General features: G+C 71.4%; 16 protein-coding genes. 13 read left to right on the top strand and 3 right to left on the bottom strand.

All coding sequences use genetic code 11. The features are described 5' to 3' along the window. Nucleotides 1-128 precede the first annotated feature (128 nt). The 6 genes from WMF45_RS33465 (at nucleotide 129) to WMF45_RS33440 (ending at nucleotide 8,090) form a co-directional block, all read left to right on the top strand. Nucleotides 129-1,607 carry an amidase gene (locus WMF45_RS33465; RefSeq protein ID WP_437709233.1) on the top strand — a complete coding sequence of 493 codons (1,479 nt, stop codon included), beginning with the start codon at nucleotides 129-131 and terminating at the stop codon, nucleotides 1,605-1,607. A 242-nt stretch (nucleotides 1,608-1,849) separates the two neighbouring features. Further along, nucleotides 1,850-2,548, top strand: a complete 699-nt coding sequence (locus tag WMF45_RS33460; RefSeq protein WP_437709232.1) for a hypothetical protein — start codon at nucleotides 1,850-1,852, stop codon at nucleotides 2,546-2,548. Between the two features lie 258 nt (nucleotides 2,549-2,806). After that, complete coding sequence (locus WMF45_RS33455; protein ID WP_437709230.1) at nucleotides 2,807-4,468, top strand: MYXO-CTERM sorting domain-containing protein; 1,662 nt, start codon at nucleotides 2,807-2,809, stop codon at nucleotides 4,466-4,468. Between the two features lie 196 nt (nucleotides 4,469-4,664). Continuing rightward, nucleotides 4,665-5,786, top strand: a complete 1,122-nt coding sequence (locus WMF45_RS33450) for an ADP-ribosylglycohydrolase family protein (protein WP_437709228.1) — start codon at nucleotides 4,665-4,667, stop codon at nucleotides 5,784-5,786. A 134-nt stretch (nucleotides 5,787-5,920) separates the two neighbouring features. Beyond that, nucleotides 5,921-7,336 carry an AAA family ATPase gene (locus WMF45_RS33445; protein ID WP_437709226.1) on the top strand — a complete coding sequence of 472 codons (1,416 nt, stop codon included), beginning with the start codon at nucleotides 5,921-5,923 and terminating at the stop codon, nucleotides 7,334-7,336. Further along, entirely contained in the window at nucleotides 7,296-8,090 is a 795-nt protein-coding gene (locus tag WMF45_RS33440; RefSeq protein ID WP_437709224.1) for an HNH endonuclease, read from the top strand. Before WMF45_RS33445 ends, WMF45_RS33440 begins: the two co-directional genes overlap by 41 nt. On the opposite strand, the gene WMF45_RS33435 is transcribed toward WMF45_RS33440, so the two are convergent. Continuing rightward, a complete protein-coding gene (locus WMF45_RS33435) occupies nucleotides 8,005-10,428 on the bottom strand; it encodes an NACHT domain-containing protein (RefSeq protein WP_437709222.1) in 2,424 nt (807 codons plus the stop codon). The genes WMF45_RS33440 and WMF45_RS33435 overlap by 86 nt on opposite strands. Before the next feature lie 124 nt (nucleotides 10,429-10,552). On the opposite strand from WMF45_RS33435, the gene WMF45_RS33430 reads away from it, so the two are divergent. Together WMF45_RS33430 and WMF45_RS33425 are read left to right on the top strand one after the other, a co-directional pair. Continuing rightward, nucleotides 10,553-11,437 carry a helix-turn-helix domain-containing protein gene (locus WMF45_RS33430; protein WP_437709220.1) on the top strand — a complete coding sequence of 295 codons (885 nt, stop codon included), beginning with the start codon at nucleotides 10,553-10,555 and terminating at the stop codon, nucleotides 11,435-11,437. A 99-nt stretch (nucleotides 11,438-11,536) separates the two neighbouring features. After that, nucleotides 11,537-12,031 (top strand): VOC family protein, encoded by a 495-nt coding sequence (locus WMF45_RS33425; RefSeq protein ID WP_437709218.1) that lies wholly within the window; start codon nucleotides 11,537-11,539, stop codon nucleotides 12,029-12,031. A gap of 59 nt (nucleotides 12,032-12,090) precedes the next feature. Here the strand turns inward: WMF45_RS33425 and WMF45_RS33420 are convergent, their stop codons facing one another. Next, nucleotides 12,091-12,633: a response regulator gene (locus WMF45_RS33420; protein WP_437555529.1), complete on the bottom strand. Its 543-nt coding sequence runs from the start codon at nucleotides 12,631-12,633 to the stop codon at nucleotides 12,091-12,093. 1,223 nt (nucleotides 12,634-13,856) lie between these two features. Between WMF45_RS33420 and WMF45_RS33415 the strand changes: the two genes are divergently transcribed. From WMF45_RS33415 to WMF45_RS33405, 3 genes are all read left to right on the top strand, one after another. Beyond that, nucleotides 13,857-14,780: an undecaprenyl-diphosphate phosphatase gene (locus WMF45_RS33415; RefSeq protein ID WP_437709216.1), complete on the top strand. Its 924-nt coding sequence runs from the start codon at nucleotides 13,857-13,859 to the stop codon at nucleotides 14,778-14,780. Between the two features lie 382 nt (nucleotides 14,781-15,162). Next, nucleotides 15,163-15,588 carry an RNA recognition motif domain-containing protein gene (locus WMF45_RS33410; protein ID WP_437709214.1) on the top strand — a complete coding sequence of 142 codons (426 nt, stop codon included), beginning with the start codon at nucleotides 15,163-15,165 and terminating at the stop codon, nucleotides 15,586-15,588. Between the two features lie 108 nt (nucleotides 15,589-15,696). After that, on the top strand, nucleotides 15,697-15,882 hold the full coding sequence (locus WMF45_RS33405) for a hypothetical protein (protein ID WP_437709212.1): 186 nt from the start codon (nucleotides 15,697-15,699) through the stop codon (nucleotides 15,880-15,882). Between the two features lie 82 nt (nucleotides 15,883-15,964). Here the strand turns inward: WMF45_RS33405 and WMF45_RS33400 are convergent, their stop codons facing one another. After that, the gene (locus tag WMF45_RS33400; protein WP_437709210.1) at nucleotides 15,965-16,366 is read right to left on the bottom strand and encodes a hypothetical protein; all 402 of its coding nucleotides are present in this window, start codon (nucleotides 16,364-16,366) and stop codon (nucleotides 15,965-15,967) included. 337 nt (nucleotides 16,367-16,703) lie between these two features. Here WMF45_RS33400 and WMF45_RS33395 point away from each other — a divergent pair, with 337 nt between their 5' ends. Both WMF45_RS33395 and WMF45_RS33390 read left to right on the top strand, forming a co-directional pair. Next, nucleotides 16,704-17,777: a DUF72 domain-containing protein gene (locus tag WMF45_RS33395; protein ID WP_437709208.1), complete on the top strand. Its 1,074-nt coding sequence runs from the start codon at nucleotides 16,704-16,706 to the stop codon at nucleotides 17,775-17,777. A gap of 161 nt (nucleotides 17,778-17,938) precedes the next feature. Continuing rightward, nucleotides 17,939-21,148, top strand: coding sequence for a hypothetical protein (locus WMF45_RS33390; RefSeq protein ID WP_437709207.1), 3,210 nt, complete (start codon nucleotides 17,939-17,941; stop codon nucleotides 21,146-21,148). Nucleotides 21,149-21,208 lie beyond the last annotated feature (60 nt).

Genomic DNA, 21,208 nt, shown 5'->3' with positions numbered 1-21,208 from the left:
TAGCAGCCATTTTCGTTGGTATTGCCGCAGGGGCCCCCAGCACCGCCTATGGTGTGACCGCCTCGGTTGGCGTTCCCGCTATCGACATATCTGAGCTCACGATCTCGAAGGTGCAGTGGGCGTACCTGATGCGCCGTTATACGGCGGAGGCGCTGACGAACGCCTATCTCTCGAGGATCGCGCAGTACGAGTCGTCCTACAACGCGTTCACCTCGATGAACCCGAACGCCGTCGCGCAGGCGCGCGAGATCGACAGGAAGCGGAGGAACGGCGTGGCCCTCGGCCCCCTGGCCGGGATCCCCGTCGTCATCAAGGAGTCGATGGATCACGTCGGCTTGCCGTCGACGGCGGGCTGGGCTCCGCTCAGCTCGCAGGTCGCCGGCGGTGTCGATCTGCTCCCCATCAAGAACTCCGTCGTCGTCGATCGGTTGATCGCCGCCGGGGCCATCATCCTTGGGAAGACGAACATCCCGGCCTTCAGCGACGACGGCACCCGAGCGAACAGCAGCTGGGCGGGGCCCACCTACAACGCCGTGGACCCGACCCTGGTGCCCGGGGCGAGCAGCAGCGGCACGGCCACGGCGGTGGCCGGCAACTTCGCCGTGCTCGGCCTCGCGGAGGAGACGGGGGGATCCATCCAGAACCCTGCGGCCGCGCAGAGCCTCGTCGGCATCAAGCCGACGTTCGCCCTCGTCCCCACGGCCGGCGTCGTGCCCCTGGCCGGCAGCACGAGGGACGTGGTGGGCCCCATCGCGCGGACTGTCCGCGACGCCGCCATGGTGATGGATATCCTCGCGGGCTACTCCCCGGAGGACCCCAAGACGAGCCTGTCCAATGGACACCTGCCCGTGGGGGGCTACACGAGCCAGCTGAGCAAGACCGCCCTCTGCGGAAAGCGAATCGGCCTGTACGGCTCAGGGTGGCGCAACGGCGGCCTGTCTCCCGAGACGCAGGCGCTGTACGAGCAAGCGATCGAGGAGCTGGAGGACGAGGGCGCGATCGTCGTCGAAGATCCCTTCGCCGGGAGCGGCTTCGCCAATCTGGCCTTGCCCGGTGAGCCCTATGACATGCGAGGGACGGAGTCTGTGGCCTACGACTTCCAGCGCTACCTCAAGGGGGTCAAGATCGGCGGGACCGTCGTCGGCTCGATCGACGGACTGGCGGCCTTCACGGGGATATCTCCGTTCGATCCCGTCGGCGGGCCGCTGTCCTGGTACGTCGACGAGCTCCCCGTGCTGGCCGCCTCGCTGCTCTTCCCCGAGGACGCGCCCGATCTGTCGGGCTTCTGGGCCCTGCGGGACCAGTACGTGAACGTCTTCAATTCCGTGATGGCGACGCACGATCTGGACGGCCTCGCGTTTCCGCAGACCTATGACACGGTGCCGGAGCTGTCTGGCTCGGACACCTATCCCGCGACGACGGAGTCCGCGATCAACATCTCGGGCTTGCCCGGGGTGGTCGTCCCCGCTGGTCAATACAGCGACGGGGCTCCCTTCAGCCTGATCTTCGTCGGCCCTCACTGGAGCGAGGCTGAGCTGCTGGGGTTCGCCTACGATTACGAGCAGGCGACTCTGCACAGGATCGAAGCTCAGCTGACCACGTGGTGAGCTCGCGCCTCGCACCCCCGACGCTGCCGGGGGTGCGACGGGCGAGTGCGGTCGCTCAGCGCTCATCGTGGTGACGAAGCCCCCCAGAAACGCCAGGAAGCCGGCGGCACAACCGGAGGACGGGGCCAGGGCGTCAAGGCGCACGCTGGCACACCCGCGGCACAGGTCGCGTGTTGCACCGTCGTTTTGCCGTGGTTTTGGTCTGTCGTCAGGTTGGCGCTGGTCGTGCAATGGTGGACGCCATGACGACGAAGAACGCTTCCATGCTGTGGGTCCTGGCGCCCCTCCTGCTGGCCGCCTGTGACGTGAGCTTCATCGAGGGCGCGATGCACGACGGCGGGGCGAACGACCCCGCCGATCCGTCGGACGAGAGCGGTTCGAACGATCCCGCCAATCCGCCGGTCGAGAGCGGCTCGATCGACCCTGCGGGCAGCGGCAGCTCCGGGGGCGACGCCGAGCCAGGTGATGCGTTGCCGGCTGTCGCCTTGACGCGGGCTCAGATGGAGGTGCTCTGGGACCGGTACTGGGAGAGCCAGGGTGACGTCGGGGGCAGCAGCGGGTCGGGCGGCGGCGGCCCGGCGCTCGATCCCAATGACCTCTTCCTTCGTGCATCGGATCTCGGTGTCTCGTGCGGCTCCCCGACCACGCATCTCACCTGCGGCGGGCACTGGGCGCTGAGCATCGTGCTGCCCAGCGCCTACCAGCAGGTCGGCGTCTACGATCTCGAGGATCCAGCGCTCGTCAGCTATAGCCACATGAGCGAGACGGGTGAGCCCTACTCTCCCCAGCCGGACGACTGCCCGTGGGGCGGTGGGTCGTTTGGACCGGGCACGCTCGAGATCCTCTCCATCGACGAGGCCGAGGTGCGCTTCCGTGTCAGCGTGGGCTCGCTCTGGGAGACCGATCCCAGCGGCGAGTACACAGCTCCGCGCTGCCCCTGAGGCGCAGGCGTCCTGGAGGGCGGGCTCGGCGATGGCCGCTTCGCTGAGCTCGCCGTCGGTGCTCGGAGCACATTGGAGCTGGCAGGCTCGAGCGCTCGAGTGACCGGGGTGATCTGATGACAGCGTGCGAGCGGGGGCGAAGCCGCTTCCGTTCGCGCTCGCGTTGCTCCAAGGAGCCGCGCGCGCTGCCCCTGGCGAGGGATGCCGTGAACACGGCGCCACGGGGCAGCATCCAAGTGTTCATCAAGTGGAGGTCCCATGCGCGATTGTCGTACGCTGATCAGCATCGCCGCCGCATCGTTCCTGTCGCTCACGGCCGCGGCTGCGCTGGCCCAGGAGGCGCCGCTTCTGTACCTCTCGAGCCCGCGCCCGCACAGTGTCATCTCGGGGAACGTGCCGCTCGACGTGAGGTGTTTCGCGACATCGACTCAGGCGTGCCAGCGCCTTTGCGTGGAGGTCCGAGGCCGGACGCAGACGGCGAGCGCTTGCATCGACCGCACCCCGAGCTCGCCTCCGGGGACGCTGATGCTCCTCACTCGCCCCTTCCCGGCGTTCGAATCGGGGGAAGAGCTCACCGTGACGCTCTCGGGCAATGCGGGCGCCGGCTCCGAGGCCACGGCGACCTTCGGGCCCCTCCTTATCGAGCGGAGCCCGAAGCTCGTCGCCGTGCATCGCGCCCCGGGGGCGATCCTCGATTTCGACGCTGCCCGTGTCCTGTTCCTGCATCAGTTCCAGTCGCTCGGCGTCCTCGACCGCGCCTCGCAGCAGGTGAGCTGGCTCGCGACGCTGCCGCAGGATCCACCCGGGAGCACCCCCACCTACGGCGCGCTCACGCCGTCGGGCGCCGCGATCCAGTCAGGGTACGGCCGCATCTTCACGTCGGTCGACGGCGTGTGGACCAGGATCACGACGGGCCGGCTGGACGCGGTGAACGGCGACTCGCTGGTGTGGGTCACGGAGGACGGGGGCAGGGCCTACGCGCACACGATGTCGACGGGGCACAGCCGGGGCATCTGGAGCCGGACAGGCAGCGACTCGCCGTTCCAGTCCGACATCGCGGCCACAGGTGATATCTATTACGCGACGCACGAAGAGCCGTTCATCCGCCATCTGCTCGTGGGCACCCTTGGAGACCACCCTGGCAACCTGGAGCGGCCCGTCACCGACGGGACGAACGTCGCTGGCCGGTGGTCGGACGGGAGCACGAGCTCGAGCTTCCTGTACACGGCGGATGGCGAAGAGGTGGCTCTCGGCGACTCGATCGCGGGCGACCCCGCGGGGTTGCTCCTGCACGCGGGGCAAGCCGGGTTCCTGAGGAGCGACGGGGACGTGAACCAGGTGTGGCTGCGGACCCCTGACGGCGAGCTGCACCAGCTCAGCTCCTTCGAGACCTCGAGCCAGCTCGATCAGCAGAAGCTCCGCATCGGCCACGACGGCATCAGCGATTCTGGCGAGGTGGTGTTCCTCAACGAGGGCAAGCGTTACATCGGCCGCCCGGGCGCCGCGCCCGAGGAGATCAGCAGCGCGCTCGGCCACGCGCGCTGGTTCGACGGGCGCTGGTATGTGACGCTCGGCAACACGCTGTTCCGGGTCGAGGCGACCGGCGCCGCAGCGCCGCCGGTCGCGGCGCTGCGAGCCGGCTCGAAGGGCCTGGAGGGCTACTTCAAGGAGGTCGTCGTCCGGCCGATCGCCGACGACGCGCTGGAGGACGAGCCGGCGCTGCTGAGGAGCCACGAGTCCGACGCTTTGCCGGATCTGTCCGACGTCGAAGAGGCGACCGATCTCGCCGGCGACGCGCCCGAAGGTGCGCAGGCGGCGGCCGGCTGCAGCGCTGGCGGCTCGGCGGGCCCGGGCGGAGGCGCCGCTGCGTTCGCCGCCCTCGCGGGCCTCGCGCTCGCGCGGCGGCGCCGGCGGGCGTAGCCAGCCACGCGGGCGGAGCGCCGAAGGAGCCGAGAAGGGCCTGGTTCCGGAGCTGGTTACCGGGGCTCTCGCGACACGGTGTCGATCCGCCTGTCGAGGGACTGCCATCCTGGCGAGCCGCCACCCTGGCCAGGGCGGGTGAAAGCGCGGATCTCCGCTGCGCTCTCCGGGCACGGAACGTGAAACACGTGCTCGCATGTCCATCGAGACGATACCCATCGATCGCGAGGACCGCCTCGCCGGCGTCCTCCTTGGGACGGCGGTCGGCGACGCGCTCGGCCTGCCCAGAGAGGGCCTGTCGCGCCGCCGCGCCGCTCGCCTCTTCGGCGCGTCGCCGATCGAGCACCGCTTCGTGCTCGGCCGCGGGATGATCAGCGACGACGCCGAGCACGCGTGCATGACGGCCCAGGCGCTCCTGGCCGCGCCGGGGGACGCGGCGCGGTTCGCGCGCGCTCTCGCGTGGCAGCTCCGCGGCTGGCTCGCCTCGCTGCCGGCGGGCGTCGGTTACGCCACCTTGCGGGCGATCCTCAAGCTGTGGCTCGGGTTCTCTCCGGAGCGGAGCGGCGTCTTCTCCGCGGGCAACGGCGCCGCGATGCGCGCGCCGATCCTGGGCGCGGCCCTCGCGCTCACGCCCTCGCGCATCGATTCCGTGGTGCGCGCGTCCACGCGCATCACGCACACCGATCCACGCGCCGAGGAGGGCGCGCGGATCATCGCGCTCGCGGCCGCGTATGCCGCGGTGCGCACGCCCGAGCAGGTGAGTCCGGCCGAGCTGCTCGCGCTGCTCCGCGAGCGTGTCGCGGACGAGGAGCTCCGCCGCAGGCTCGACCGCGCGGCGGAGCTGCTCGGCCGGCGCGCCTCGGCGGAGGACTTCGCCGCGGCGACAGGCCTCCATCAGGGCGTGAGCGGCTTCATCGTGGACACCGTTCCAGCGGCCCTGTTCTGCTGGCTCGCGCACCCGGGCGATTTCCGCCGCGCGGTGGAGGACGTGATCCTGCTCGGCGGCGACGCCGACAGCACGGGAGCGATCGTCGGCGGCCTCGCGGGCGCGACGCTGGGGGCGCGCGGGATCCCTGGAGCGTGGCTCGACGGGATCGCCGATTTCCCGCGTTCGGTCGCGTGGATGCGGCGGCTCGGCGCGCGACTCGCGCGGCGTTTCCGGGGCGAGCACGACGAGGGCGCCGCGGCTGGGGCGGAGCGAACCGCCCGAGCGGAAGGGCCTCTCAGCCTCTTCTGGCCGGTATTGCCGCTGCGCAACCTGATCTTCCTGGCGCTGGCGCTGGGCCACGGATTCCGGAGGATGCTGCCGCCTTACTGAGGTGGGGCGACGGTCGTGGTAGCATTTGCGCTCCAGGTGCCTTCGAGCACAGGCGACGCTGAGCGGGCGCCCTGGCTTATTGAAGACACGCCGGTAAGCGCGCTCTCTGCGGTGCTTCTGGCTATAGTCGGCGGGTGACGAAGCGTCGCAAGCAGAGCAAGTCGTCGCCCGTGCCCCCGATGGGGGCGGGCACCGTGGATGGATCACGGCTCGTCCTCGAGAACGTTCGCTGCTTCGTGCACAGCGAGGTGCCGCTCGGGGCGCAGGTCACGGTCATCATCGGGCAGAACGGCTCCGGCAAGACGAGCATCGTCGAGGCGCTCGCCTCGCTCGCGCCCGGCGACGGCGAGGGGCTCGACCGGTTTCCGCTGCGCCACGGCGGGTCGGCCGGGTCGATCGCGCTCTACGGTGCTGGCCCTGAGCCGATCGCGCGCTGGACCGATGGGGCAGGGCGCTCCGAGCGCGCGCGGCTGCCGCGCGCGCACCACATCTTTGCTTATGGACAGTATCGCGCCCTGCGCCCGCCGGTCAGGCCGCGCCAGGCGACCGGGCCCGCGCTCCTCGGTCCGGAGTGGGAGCCGGCGCTCGTCCGGCCGCTTCCGACGCACCTCGAAGACGCGCTGCGCCGGCCGGCCACGCGCACGCTCGTCGATTTCGACGAGTACCTCTTCCGGGACCTCGCCGCGTACGTCGCGCTCCTAGAGGAGCGAGGAGAGTACGACCCCGCAGCGCGGGCGGTCTGGAAGCGGCTCCGCGAGTGGCTCGTGGGGCTCGACACGCGCATCGAAGACGTGGAGATCGTCGAGCAGGGAGGGCGCCGGGTGGTGGCGTTCCGTCGCGGGGGCGTCTCGCTCTCGATCATCGAACTCTCCGACGGGTACCGCGCGATGCTCTCCGTCGTGCTGGATCTCGCGATCCGTTACGCGCAGACCTTCTCCGCGCTCGACGATCCGCTCGCCGGCGAGGCGATGGTGGCCATCGACGAGGTCGACCTCAACCTCCACCCGCGCTGGCAGCGGCGGATCATCGACCAGCTCACGAGCTTGTTTCCGGGCACGCGCTTCGTGCTGACCACGCACTCGCCCGCGGTGGTGCAGGCCGCCATCGACGACAAGGAGCGCACGATCGCGGTCCTCGTGCTGGACGAGAAGCCGGGCGAGGGCTCGAGGGTGCGGCGGTTGACGAAGGGCGATCTGGAGCGGCTCGACGGTGCCGAGGTCGACTCGGTGATGGTCGACGATGCTGTCTTCGATGTTCCGTCACGCCTCTCGCCGACGTACGAGGCGCTGGAGAAGAAGGCCGCCGAGCTGACACGGAAGGTGGAGGACGGCACGGCGACGGCGCGCGACCGGCAGACGCTGCTCAAGCACCTGGATGATCTCCAAGGCGTGCTTGCGCGGGAGGAGGAGCGTGAGGGCAATGGACCGCTTCTGTCCGGGATCGCGCGGACGCAGATCGCGTTGCTGAAGCAACTGGACTCACAGCTCTCCGAGAAGGGAAAAAGACGGGATGATCCGGCTCCGGCGAGAAGGCGTCGAAGCGCCCGCTGACTGGCGAGAGACGGTCGACGCGGCGTTCCCGGATGCGGCGGCGTTCTGGAAGAAGGCGAAGGCCTTCGAGAAGCTCGCCGAGCAAGGGGCGAAGCGCAAGAAGGGGTTCACGTCCTACGCGCCGGGCGTGCTGCCAGCCAACCGGAAGGGGAAGCGGGACTTCCCTGCTGTGTGGCGCGCCGAGGCCTGCGTCCGGATGGCTATCGCGGCGATGTCGCACGGCTTCTGCGCGTACTGCCAGTCACCGGTCAGCTCGACGCACCCCGGGACAAGAGGCAAGGAAAGGCCGCCCGGGCAGGTCGATCACTTTCGCCCCAAGGCGCGCTTCCCCGCGCAGGCATACGACTGGAACAACTACTTTCTTGCCTGCATGGGGTGCAACGTAGCCAAGGGTGACGCGTGGCCGAGCGGGGGATACGTCCGGCCCGACGACGGCGAGCCGGGAAACCGTTTCGTGTTTATGAGGAGCGGCGCGATCAGGGCCCGTAAGGGAGATGAGCAGGCGAAGCGCACGATCAAGGATCTCGGTTTAAGGCGGGACTGGCTGACCTGGCACCGGGGAAAGGCGATCGAGAGATACCTCAAGTACATTGTTCCGTTGATAGGCCGCCCTGGCTTTCAGCTCGAGAGGCTACTCATCGACGGCCCCGATGAGTTCTCCGAGGCGATCAACCAGAACGTGCGGCGCGTCTGGGCGGGCGGGCAGCGGAAGCGGAGGAAACCTTCGCGTGCGCGGCATCGGCGCGGGCGATGAGCGCTTCGAGCTTGGCGATCTCCTGAGGGTTATCCTCGCTATTCCGGAAACCTCGCAGAAGCTGGGTGGCGCTCGGGTCGGCCGAGGCGATGGCGTCGAGGGACGCAGAGAATACTGCCTCCGAGGACTCGCTCATGTACTTGACGAACATGCCAGCGCACATCGCGAGGGTGTAGCGTCGATGGTTCATTCCTCCCAAGTCGGCAAACGGATGACTCGTCCGACTGGGATCCTTCAGGAATTTGAGGACAGCCCTCGTCGCTGGTTCATACAGTATATAGGTAAGCGCCAGGATGATCGACGCCTTCCCTTCCGTGCTCGCCTTGTCGAGCGAGCGGAGGAGCACCGGTCCAGCCACCTCGCCGAGATGGAAAAGCGTCCTAAACTCCACCGCGCTCGCCGGCGGAACCAGCCGTGCGACGCGTCTCTCGATCTCCTTCCGGAGCGTCTGCCTGACCTCGATGGCGGTCTCTGTACATTGGGCCGCGAGCATCGTCCCTACAGCTACGCCCTCGCCGTCCCTGTCGAGCAGCCCGCGAATGATCCGGTCCGCGTGCGCCCCCGGGAACCCGGCGGAAAGGACGATGACCTCGTGCCACCACTTGTCCCGGTAATTGCGCAGCAGCTCGTTGTAGGCGTGCGCGTTCACGAGCTCCATCGCGGCGAGATATTCCTGGAACGTCAGGTGCGAGAACGCGAACGATCCCGGCGCCCGCTCCACGAGCACGCCGTTGCGGTCGCGGATCTCGGCCACGATCGCCTCCGCCTCCTCCTCCGGGCGGCCGAGATCCGGCAGGTGCGCCGCGAGCCTCTTGACGACCTCCTCCGCGGGCAGCTCCGCCACGCGCGCTCTGTGCATCGAGAGCGCGAGCCGGGCGAGCAGGGCACGCTTCGCGTGGGCGTCGAGCTTGCCGATGGCGGCGCCGTCCGCGAACTTGGCCCGGTCCCATTCATAGAGCAGCACGTTGGTGATCGCCTCGTACAGGGCGACCCGTCGCTCCGGGATCCGCTGACCCAGGAAGCGGTGGACGACGCAGATGACGGAGCAGAGGAGGGGAGTCTGTGCGAGCTTCTCGATCGCCCGGCTCGCCCGCACCCGCTCTTTCAGGTCGTCTGCGGCGGCGCGCGCGTCGACCTCGGCCTGTCCGCGAGGTTTGTTGAGGCTCAGCTCGGCGGCGAGACACCAGCGATCGATGAAGACGGCGACCTCGTCGCGCGTCATCGGCACGAGGCGCGCGCGCGCAAAGCCCCTGGGCGCGGCCTCGTCCTTCCCGGGCGTGGCGGCCGGCCTCGTCGTGACGACGACCGGGATCCCCGGATACGCATCCAGCATCGCCGTGAGGGTCGGGAGCACCTTCCCCGCCACGTGCGTCCGGGCTTCATCCAGGCCATCGACGAGGAGCAGCGCACGGCCGCGCTGGAGCGCTGCTCCCACGAACCAGGCCTCGGCGCCGGCGGCGCGAGCGATCTCCTCCGGGGTCGCAGCGGCTTCTTGAAGTGCCCTCACCGGCACGACGAACGGAATCGATGCCCGATCGCGTCCTTGGGTCGAGGTGGTCAGCTCGTTCCGAGCGGCGCGCGTGGCCAGGTAGGCGAGGAGCGTCGACTTGCCGCTCCCCGGCTCACCGATGATCAGAAGCCGTGGGTGGCTCACGAGCGCGTCTGTGGCGAGCACCCGTGGCCGCTCGAGGGCGTGCAGCATGGCGCTCGCTGCCTCCGCTTCGGCCGCCGTTGCGCCTCTCTTGGGTCGCTTGCCCGCCCCTTTCCTGGGTTTCGCCGCGCGCGGCTCCTCGGACGGCTCTTCGACGTGCAACGGTATATAGGCGATCTCGAGATCCTGCGGGACGCGCATGCTGAGCTGGAGTCCGCGGATCTCGATCTGCCCGTACCTCGCCTCGATCTCCCGCCGGTAGGCCCGCTCCGCGGCAGCGAAGCGCGCCTCTTCGTCGCCCCTGGCTGCCGCCTCGAGCACCGCGCGCTCTTCAGCGCACCGGATCTCGAACACGTCTGCATCCGGAAAGGCATCCTCGAAGCCCTTTTGCCCCCACCGCTCCACCAGCGCGCGCAGCTCGCCGCGCAGCCCCTCCGGAACGGGATAAGGCCCTCGCGCCTCGAGCGCATCGAGCAGCCGCCGCCTTGCCCGCTCACGCCGGTTCTTGCGGACCATCTCGGGCAGGTCGCCGCTCGCCCGAGGGGCCGCCGGCGCGTCGGCGAAGACCGTGTCGAGCACCGCTTCCTTGGACTCCGTCGCCGTGTGTTCCATCTTGGAGCGGCGCTTCGCCCCGACGGTCTTGCCTCGCCCCGCCCGGGTCTTCGCCTCTCGTACGGCCGTCGTCACGAGCCGGCATCCTAGAGATCGCCCTCCTCACCGTCCAGCCGCCGAGCGTCGCGCTCCTTCCGGGACGCGCCTCCCTGGCTACGCCACGCGTCTGGAACGGCTTCCTCACGCCTCTGTCCATGGCATGCTGCCCCTCACGGGCCTCCCCATGCGCTTCGTCACGTACACCCCGCCTCCCCCCCTCGGCCGCTTCGTCCGCCTGCTCTGGTACTACGCCGCCCCCGAGCTCCCCGACCTGCTGGAGCGCGTGCTCCCCAGCGGCGCCATGAGCCTGCTCATCAACCTCGCCGAGGACGAGCTGCGCTGGTACGACGGCGCTGCCGAGCACGGCGCTGCCGACGGCGATCCCCCCGCCCCCGCTCGCTGCCACCGCCTCTCCGGCATCGCCGTCTGCGGCGCCCACGCCGAGCACTTCGCGATCGACACGGCGGAGCAGCGCGCGATCGTGGGCGCGGAGCTCTCCCCGGGCGGCGCGGCCCCGTTCTTCGGCCCGGACGCCGCCGCGCTCGGTGGCGCCCACGTCTCGCTCGACGCGCTGTGGGGGCGCGAGGCCGCCCTCGTGCGCGAGCGCGTGCTCGAGGCGAAGACCCCCGAGGAGAGGCTCCGCGCGCTCGAGTCCGCCCTCGCGTCGCGGCTCCTCCGCCCGCGCGCGCCGCTCGAGCGCGATCCCTCGGTCGATTTCGCGCTCGCCGCGTTCGCGGACCCGTCCCGCGCGTGGACCGTGGCTGACGTGACAGGGCAGCTCGGGATGAGCTCGAAGCGGTTCATCCGGAGCTTCACCGAGCGGGTCGGGCTCACCCCGAAGCGTTATTGCCGTGTGCAGCGCTTCCAGCAGGCGGTCTCCGCGATCGAGCGCGGCGAGCGCGTCTCCTGGGCGGGCGTCGCGGCCGCGTGTGGCTATTACGACCAGGCGCACTTCATCCACGACTTCCGCGCGTTCGCCGGCCTCACGCCCACCGAGTACGTGACCAGGCGCCGCGAGCGGAACCATGTCCCGCTCGACGGCTGACCACCGGGGATGGCTGAGCCGGCGCTGTCGGCTCATCCGGCTCGGCAGGCCGGCATGTTTTTACAATACCCGGTCCGGCCGCGTGGGCATCCTTCGCCCATGACCCAGCGACCCCACCCTATCGCCCCGCCCCCGTACCACGCCGTCGTGCCGCACCTCGTCGTCGCCGGCGCGCCCGACGCCATCGCGTTCTACAAGAAGGTGTTCGGCGCGACCGAGAAGCTGCGCCTCGCCGACCCGAAGCTCGGCGGCGCCATCGTCTGCGCCGAGCTCGTGATCGGCGACTCCGTCATCAGCGTCGCCGACGAGGCCCCCCAGTGGAACGCGCGCGGCCCGAAGGCGCTCGGCGGCTCACCGATCGTCCTCACGCTGAACGTCGAGGACCCCGACGCGGTCGCCGCGCGCGCCATCGAGGCGGGGGCCAAGACCATCTACCCGATCGCGGACCAGTTCTACGGCCGGCGCGAGGGCAGGATCGAGGACCCGTTCGGGCACCAGTGGATCCTGTCGGCCGTCATCGAGGACGTCTCGGTCGATGAGATGCAGGTGCGCATGGCGAGGTGGTGGGAGGAGCAGGGCCCGAGCGGCGCCTGACCCGCGCGTCGGCCGCGCCGTCGCGCCGCCGCCCGCGACGCGGCGGCGCGGCCGCAGGCTCACCGGGCCCATCGCTTCCGGGCGCGGAGCGCGGACGCGGCGGCCCTCGCCGGCTCCGGCTCGTGCGGCAGATCGTGCGGGGTGGCGCCGCACGTCACGCAGGCCTCCAGCCTCGTGGATCTCGGCGCGTGCGACGACTCCGGCGCCATCCCGGCGTCGGGCCAGCCGCACGACACGAGCTCGCTCCCGGCGTCCGTCGGCGTGAGCGAGTCCGCCATCGAGTGGACCGAGCGCTTCATCTCGGTGAGGCGCGCCAGCTGAAGGACGAGCGCCGTGAGCCGGGCCGGATTGAACGGCTTGAGCAGGACGTGGTGATACACGGCCTCCTTCGAGCGCGTGTACTCCTCGGCGCCGGTGATGAGGAGACAGCTCGTGTACACGGGCATGTTCGCCACCCTCCGGAGCAGCTCGTCCCCTTTCATCCCAGGCATCACCACGTCGGAGCAGACCAGGTGAAACTCCCTGGTTTCGAGCAATGCGAGCGCCTGCTCAGCCGACGTACATTCCACGACGTCGACGTCCCCGGAGAGGACTGCAGAAATGGACCTCAGGGCCCTTTCGTCGTCGTCGACGACGAGGACGCAATACTTTCGTCGGGAAGACGAGATCGTGGCGTCCCTGTGCTGACCCTGTGAAGAGGTGCGATGGGCTCTTACGATCGATGACACAGTGCTGCCTCCCTCCGACGATCGCGGGCCCGCATCTCCTGCCGCTGTGCCGCGGAAGTGCGCGAGCGCGCTTGCGTGGTGTCGATGGCCTGCACGGCGGCACCCCCCGGCGCCGACGGCCTCTTCCATCGAGGTGTACACGACGATGTTTGTTCGAGTCAACAGCGCAACATGCCCTCTCGACAGGCCAGCACGAAGATCTAGAGTTCCGTTCGACCTGCTTGGACGGTGTCGTGGAGGCACTCGGGACGTCGAAGATGCAACGCGAACGGCCCAGTTCAGTGCGGCTGCGGGCGCCCGCCTTGGTTCACGGTCGCGATGCACGCCGGAAACAAATGTAACTTGTTCGAATCTTCACATGGCTCTTGTGTGAGCTTCGGTACTTGCGGTGCCCTTCTTCTCTTCTTCGCACGGCTTCGCACGGCTGGCGCCTACGGGCTGATCGGGACTTCCCTGTTTCTGTCGGGACTTCCCCTGTCCCAGGTGCCCTGTTCGTGGGGAGCTGGCGTTTTCGTGCTCTGCAGCTTGCGTCGGTCCGTGCGATCGCCCGCGTCGAGCCGTGGGGCGAACTGCGGTAGCGATGGGCAGGTGCCTGGAGCACTCCTGTTGAGTTCGCCAAGCGATGGCTCGTGAAACGGCTCGTGATCGAGGTAAACGGGGGCTGCGGCGATTACCGCTGTGCTGCTGGCGCCCTCTCCGCTCGTTGGCCCAGGTGAGCGCCGACTACGACGCTCTCTTCCGCGTCCTCCATGCGCGGCCGCGAACACGGCGGCGCGCGGCTCCGGGACGCGCCGCTCTTCGCGCCTTGCGCGGCCATCGCCGGTGAGATCGCCCCCGCCAGGACGACGCGCGCGTCGCGGTCGAGCGTGCCCCCGCGGGCGGTCGAGCGTGTCCCCGCGGACAGCGCCCTGGCGCCGGCGCCGATCGCCCGCGTGGCTGGCGGCGCGGGGCTCGGAGGCCCAGCCTCCACGGGAGCTCGCGCCGACGGCCGGCGCTCTCCACCGCGCCGCCGCGGCCGCGCCGCGATCCCGCCACGCAGGTCGATCCCGTGCGCGCGCTCGCGCACCTCTGGCCCGCGTGAGGGTAGACTCGGCGCAATGTTCTGGTTCGATGCCGTCCTGCTCGGGATCCTCGAGGGTCTGACCGAGTTCCTTCCCGTCTCGTCCACCGGTCATCTCATCCTGCTCGGCGCGTGGCTCGGCCACCAGAGCGAGGCGGCGAAGACGCTCGATATCGTGATCCAGCTCGGCGCGGTGCTCGCCGTCGTCGTCTATTTCCGCGAGCGCCTCTCGACCACCGTCCGCGGGATGGTCCGGCGGGATCCGGACAGCCTCCGCCTCGCGCTCGCCCTCGCCCTCGCGTTTCTCCCCGCCGCCGTGGTCGGCCTGCTCTTCCACAAGGCCATCAAGGCGCACCTGTTCGGCCCGGGGCCCGTCGCGGCCGCGCTCATCATCGGCGGCTTCCTGATGATCGGCGTCGAGTCGGTCCGCCGCCGCCGGCCGGATCAGGGCGCTCCGCGCGTCGAGGACGTCACGCTCCAGCGCGCGCTCGCGATCGGCTTCGCGCAGTGCTTCTCGCTCTGGCCCGGCGCGTCGCGCTCGATGACCACCATCGTCGGCGGGCAGCTCTCCGGCCTCAGCACCGCCGCGGCCGCCGAGTTCTCGTTCCTCCTCGCCATCCCCACGCTCGGCGCCGCGACCGTCTTCGATCTCGTCAAGAACGGCCGCGCCTTGCTCGACGCCCCCGGCGGGATCGTGGCGCTCGTGGTCGGGCTCGCCGTCTCGTTCGCCGTCGCCCTGCTCGTGATCGCGGTCTTCCTGCGTTACCTGAAGCGTTATGGCCTCGCGCCGTTCGGCTGGTACCGCGTCGCGCTCGGCGCCCTCGTCCTCTGGCTCTGGATCGCGAGCCGCTCCGCCCCCGCCGAGGCCGGCGCCGCCGCGGCCTCACCCGCGCCGCGGGGGGACGTCGCGGCCGCAGCGGACGGCCTCGCCCGTACCGGCGATCACCCGAGCCGCCCGTAAGCGCACAGCCAGCTGGCGCGGCGAGGCGAACAGGAGGCCGCGTGGAGCTGGCGCGCCCGCGCGAGGCGCGAGGTGGCGCGCGGTGAGGTGGCGCGAGGTGGCGACGCGCAGTGGCCTCGACCACGGACGGCCCGCTTGCGAAAGACGGCGCATCGGGCTAGGATGCTTCTTCTCACGAACGTCCCTGGCCCTCGATACGACGCTTTCCTGTTTCCCTCTCGTGAGGGAGCCTGCAGCTCGCTCGGACGACTGGACGACGCACCGTGTGACCGCGCGGGAGTTCCGCGCGGCACGTCTCCGTTCGATCCGTACGGCTTCGTCGGATGGCAGGCCGAGAGCGCCGCAGTGGCGCACCAGAAAGCCGTAAAAAAAGCAGGATGGCATGGGAAATCGTCTCTACGTAGGAAACCTTTCGTTCAGCACCACCCGCGAGACCCTCGAGTCCGCGTTCGCCGCAGCCGGCGAGGTCCGTGAGATCGCGATGCCGACCGACCGCGAGACGGGGCAGCCGCGCGGCTTCGCGTTCGTGACCATGGGCTCGGCCCAGGCCGCGAACAGCGCGATCTCGCAGCTGAACGGCGCGGTCCTCGATGGCCGCGCGCTCAAGGTCAACGAAGCGCAGGAGCGCCCGGCGCGCGGCTTCGGCGGCGGCGGTGGTGGTGGCGGCTTCGGCGGCGGCGGCGGTGGTGGTGGCTTCGGCGGCGGCGGTGGCGGCTTCGGCGGCGGCGGCTTCGGCGGCGGCGGTGGTGGTGGCCGCGGCGGTCGCGGCGGCTCCGGCGGCCGCGGCGGTCGCGGCGACCGGTACTGATCGCGGGCGCGGCGCGGCGCCGCTCGTGCGCCGCGCCTGCGCCTTCAGGACGCACCGCGAGGTGCTGAAGAACGCGCCGCCCGGAGGCGCTGAAAGGCCTGGCTCCCTATGCAGCAGAAACAGGCAGCAATGAAGCGGCAAAAAGAACGCGCCCGGCAGGAGAAGCAGCGCGAGAAAGACGCGAACCGTCTCGCGCGCCGCAAGGACAAGGGCCCCGGGGATGGCGGGGCACCGGGGGAGGATCCGGACATCGCAGGGATCGTCCCGGGGCCACAGCCTCCCATCACCGAGTGAAGCGTGGAGCGCGAGCCGAGGCGCGGACAGCGCCCCGGCCGCCGCTCGCGGCGTACGCCGTCCCGGGCGATAAGCGCCCGCCCTACGCCTCGGGGCTCCGGTACGTGGCCGTGGCGACGTACCGGAGGACCCGGGAGCAGCACTCGGCACCACAGCTCCCTCGACAGGCGCATTCCCCCTCGAACCGCGCCGTGCGCGAAGCGAGGCCGCTCAGGATCTCCTGCGTCACGTCGTAGCCGCCGTTGTCACAGGAAGAGTACGAGCACGGCATTTCGAACAGCGCATGCGCATGCTCGACAACGACGCGACGGATGTACTGCGTGTCATTCGTGGACGAATTGGGCCGGCTCTCTCGAATTTCCAGGTTCAGGCTCGTGAGCTGCGGCACCTTTTGAAGGAGCTTGCCGGCCGCATGCTCCCGCTTCTCGCGGAGCAGCATGCGCTCCTCCCGCTCGATATTCCGGCGACGATTCGCTGAGTACATCGATCACCTCTGTCCTGCCGGGCAGGAATATATCAATCCCCCTGGCCCCTATTCAGTATAGCGCAGGCGACCGGTCCGCGCATGCACAATCTGGGCTCTCCACGCTGTCGGCGCTCTGCATTCGCGGCTTCAACCGCGGAGAAAGAGGGTGACGGAAGACCGCCTGGATCAGGATCTGGCAATCCGGGAGCTCGTCGAGCGAGCGGGAGCGTACGCGCACGACCAGCGTATGCGCACGACTGGAGAGAGGACCTTCGTGAGATGCAATGAGCGCCTGCCGCCGTATCTCCGGGCGCGCGGTTCCATCGCCGGAAAGAGGCCTTAGGTTGCTCCCGATATGCACGAAGAAGCCCTGCGCGACCCGCCGCGGTCGCCTTCAGAGGAGGCTCCACTCCAGCAGGAGCAGCGGCTCGCGCGGGCCGCGGCGCTCGCGGCGTGCGCGCCTGTGCCCGCCCGCATCGGCAACGCCCTCGCCGGGACCGCCGGGTGGACGGACCCGACCCTGGTGAAGAGCCATCGATTCTACCCGAAGGGCGTGTCGAGCCCGGCACAACGGCTGAAGTTCTACGCCTCCCAGTTCCCCGTGGTCGAGGTCAACTCGAGCTATTACGCCCTCCCGGGTCCGGGGATGGTGGCGCAGTGGGTCGAGCGGACTCCGCCTGATTTCGTGTTCAACATGAAGGCGTTCGCGCCGCTCACCCAGCACCCCGTGGAGCCCGCCCGCCTCCCCCCGGACGTCCAGGGCGCGCTGCCAGCCTCGCTCTTCGACCGGCGGCGCCTCTACCCGGCAGACCTGCCGGCCGAGGTCAGAGACGCGCTCTGGGAACGCTTCCGGCTGGCGCTCGATCCGCTGCGCCAGGCGGGCAAGCTGGGGTATGTGCTCTTCCAGTTCCCTCCGTGGTTCACGGCGACGCGCGGCAACGTGCGTGTGATCGAGGATTGCCGGAGACGGATGGACGGGCTCCCGTTCGCCGTCGAGCTCCGGCACGGGTCATGGGGCATGCCCGGACGCATCGAGCGCGTCGCGGACCTCCTCCGGGACCTCGGCGCATTCTACGTCATCGTCGATGAGCCGCAGGGCAAGGACAACAGCATGCCTCCCACCCCCCTCGTCGCCGATCCTCGCCTCGCCGTTGTGCGCTTCCACGGCCGGCGCGAGGAGACCTGGGACGCGCCCGTCGGCGTGAACGAGAAGTTCAGGTACGTCTACGATCCTGTGGAGCTCGCTCCCTGGGCGGAGACCGTCGCGCGGCTCTCCCAGGAGGCAGAGCAGGTGCACGCGATCTTCAACAACTGCGTGTCCGACCATGCCGTGGTCGGCGCCAGGGGGCTCATGGCCCTCCTCGCCCGCAGGGCAGCCGCGCTGGCAGACGAGACCGCCCCGGTCCCGGCAGGCTCGGCCGTCCACTGAGCCTCGCTGTCGCGGTCGCTGCGTCCCTGTCGCGGGCGCTGCCTCCGTGTACCGCCCCATGGACACCGCACCTCTGGCGGGCGCATGCCGGCCGCAGGGCGCTGCCCGCGGGCCCGTCACGGCGCCGCGGCGGCCAGCGAATCACGGTAGTCTCAGCCCCGATGATGCAGTCCAGAGCGGCGGGCGCTCCCCGCCTCGCAGCGCCACCGCGCAGGTCGCGGCGCGCGGCCGCGCTCCTCGCTGCGCTCGCGCTCGCCCGCTGCGGCGGCGCGCCGCCCCGACCCGCGCCGCAAGAGCGCGGCGCGCCCGCGGCGGAGCGCCCCCCGCCGCCCGCGCCCGTGCCCGCCCGCTGGGTCGACGCGAGCGGCGCGACAGCGATCGGGCCCCGGGTCGCCGGCGGCACGCTCGCGCTCGTCGGCGGCCAGCGCGTCCTCGTCGGGGCCGACGGCGCGGCACGGCCGGAGACCGCGGCGTGCCCCGAACCCCTGATCGAGCTCGTGCTGGTTCCGTCCGCCACCGGCCCGCGGCTCGTCGGGCGCGGAGTCCACGGTGTCTACCGGTTCGATGACCCGCTCGGCGCGCCCGCGGTCCTCGCCCGGTCCGAGGCGGACCTCCAGCGCATCGGCGGAGGGCCCGCCGTCGTCGCCGTCTGGGACGCCATCGCCGACTCCCCGATCTTCCTCGACATCGAGACGGGACAGCCGCGCACGCTGCCGGGCTTGCCCGCCCTGCCGCTGCGCGCCCTCGCGTTCCGCGACGCGCGGCACGGCGCCGGGCTCTTCGAGGCGGCAGGGCTCGCGGTCACGGCCGACGGCGGCGCGTCGTGGCGCCCCGTCGCGCCGGCGCCGGGCGGCGACGGAGAGGGCGCCGACCCCGCCGCGCTGCTCCGCGTCGCCGACGTCCGTCTGCGAGACGGCGAGCTGATCGCCGTGACGCAGGGCAGGGCCTCGTCGTCCGGGCAGCGCGAGGCGCGGATCCTGGTCGCCGAGGCGCGGCTCGGGCCCGCGCCCGCGCCCGTCGACGACGCGTCCGATCCCGGCCCAGGAGCGCCCCTGCTCCGCTGGATCCGCGCGACGGGGCGCCACCCGCTCGAGGCGGCGATCTCGAGCGGCGCGGCGTGGACGTCCGCCGCGATCACGGCGAGCCACGGCGTCCTCGCCCGTGTGGATCTCGCCACCGGCGCGCTCCACGAGGTCGCCCCCTTCGGCCGCGGCGACTGGCTGAACGTCTGCGGCGTCGGCCGCGCGGGGCGAGCGGCGTGGGTGGCCTGCGCGCTCGGCGAGGGCGGGCCGGACGGCCGCCACGATCCGTTCGGCGTGCTCCAGGTCAAGCCCGACCGCCCTCTCGGCAGCGAGCCCCCGGTCCTCGTGCGGAGCGGCGAGGCCGAGCTCCGCGTGTCCCCGAGCGGCGGCGCCCTGCTGCTCGCGCCGTGCGACGCGGAGGACGAGGGCAGCGTGTGCGTGCGCCAGCCGAGCGGCCGGTGGAGCACGGTCCGCCCGGGCACGGACGTCCGCTGGCGCGGCGCCGGCGCGCTCGCCGATGGCCGGATCGCGATCCTGCGCGGGCTCTGGGACAGCGACGTCGCGCCCCGCGACGAGCCCGCGCCGCGCGGTGACGGCCACGAGGGCGCGTCGCCCGGCGCCCATGTCGCGGTGATCGACGCCGGCGGCAGGGAGGCTCCGCTGCTCCCGCTCGGCTGGCTGCGCGGCGGGGGCGACGACGTCAACGTGGTCAGCCCGATCGAGGAGGGGCAGGACGGCGCGCTGTCGTTCGTGGTGGCCGACGAGGCCGGAGAGCTCACCGCCGTCGTGCTTTCCTCCGGCGGCGAGGCCTCGCGGGCTCGCCTCGCCGGGGCCGCGCACGCCGTGGTCCACGCCGGCCGCGGGATCGCCGTCGGGGAAGGGAAGGTGCTCGCGTCGGATGACGCCGGCCGCACGTGGTCGCCCATCGAGGTCCCACCCCAGGCCGCGGCGGAGATCGCCCGGAGTGGCGACCTGCTCGCCGAGCCCGGGATGCTGGCCGTGAACGAGGCCGGCCTGAGGATCTCGACCCACCTCCGCGTCGGCTGGGGGCCGCCGCTGCCCGCGCAGGGAGCGCCGTCCGGCGGTCCCGCGCTCGGGGCCGCGCCGCTCCTGCCGCTCCGCCCGCCGCCGGCCCCTGCGCTGCCGGAGCGCGCGCTGGCCTGCACGACACAGCCGGGGCCGCCGCTCTCGCCGGCGGGCGTGCCGCCGCCGCGCAGCACCCAGGAGGCGCTCGCGCTGCTCGTCCGCGACATGAAGCCCGGACCGGACGGCCAGCGGCGCGTCTCGTCGGTGAGCGACAGGCGCTGGGGCCAGCTCTCCACCGTCGCCGCGCTCGAGGTGCGCTCGCCCGACGGCGCCGCTGCCAGAGGCGCCGGCGCCGATCTCCAGGCGCGCGGCGCCTCCGCCGCGCCGCGGGCGACGTGGACGCTGCGCTGGCTCGACCCGACCGAGCTCCAGGCCAGGGTCCGCTCGTGGACGGGCCCGGCGCCCGAGGGCGTCGGCCGGGACGCGATCCTCGCCCGGTTCGCGGCGTCCGGGGGCCGGATCCTGTTCGGCGTGCGCGCGTCGGGCCGCGACGTGCTGATCCAGGTGAGGCCGGGCCGCGGCGCCGAGGTCGCCGAGGTGCCGCTGGAGCTGATGCCCGAGGCGGAGGTCGCCTTCAGCGAGGCGCCGGATGGCCCCGTCGCGTGGCTCCGCGGGGCGTCGCTCGTCGCGTGGTCCTCCGGCGAGGCCCCGCGGCCGATCGCCTCGCTCGCGAACCTCGGCGAGCCCGCGCTGGGGCAGCCGACGAGCGCCGGCGTGCCCCTCTTGCTCAGCTTCCACGGCCTGACGCTCGGCCGGACGGTGCCGATCGTGCCTGCCGCGGCGACGGGGCAAGGAGCGACCGCGAAGGCCCCGCCGCTCCTGCCGCTCGACGGCTGGGAGATCGTCCCGAATGTCCGCACCGAGCTCACCCGCATGCCGGCGTGCGCCGCGCGCCCGCCCGGCGCGCGTTTCCTGCTCGATCGCGCGAGCGCGTTCGCGACGGTCGATGGCCGCCGCGCGCCCGCGAGCACGGCTGTCTATGACGTCCGTGTGTCAGGTCGTGACGTTTGCGTGGCGAAGATCGCCGCGCTGATCGATCTGGAGCGGCGGACCGACGGCCAGCCCAGCGATGGCCCGCTCGTGTTCGTTCGCGCCGATCTCGCGGCCCGGCGCGCCGAAGGCGGCGATCGCGGGATCGGCCAGGGCGCCGGGAAGCTCGGCGGAACCGGCGGAACGGAGGGCACGGCAGCGGGCAGACCAGCGGGCGGACCCGCGGACAGATCCGCGCGCCGCCTCGCGTGCTCGCTGCCCGTCCGGCCCTGAGTTCGCCGCTCTCGCGGGGAGCTTCGCGCTCGACGGCCCACCCCCCGCGCGGGTATATGT

The organism is Sorangium sp. So ce448, assembly GCF_051520915.1.
GTDB classification, from domain to species: Bacteria; Myxococcota_A; Polyangia; order Polyangiales; family Polyangiaceae; genus Sorangium; species Sorangium cellulosum_B.
Note: the sequence above shows the minus strand (reverse complement) of the source record. Positions and strands in the feature narration are given on the sequence as shown.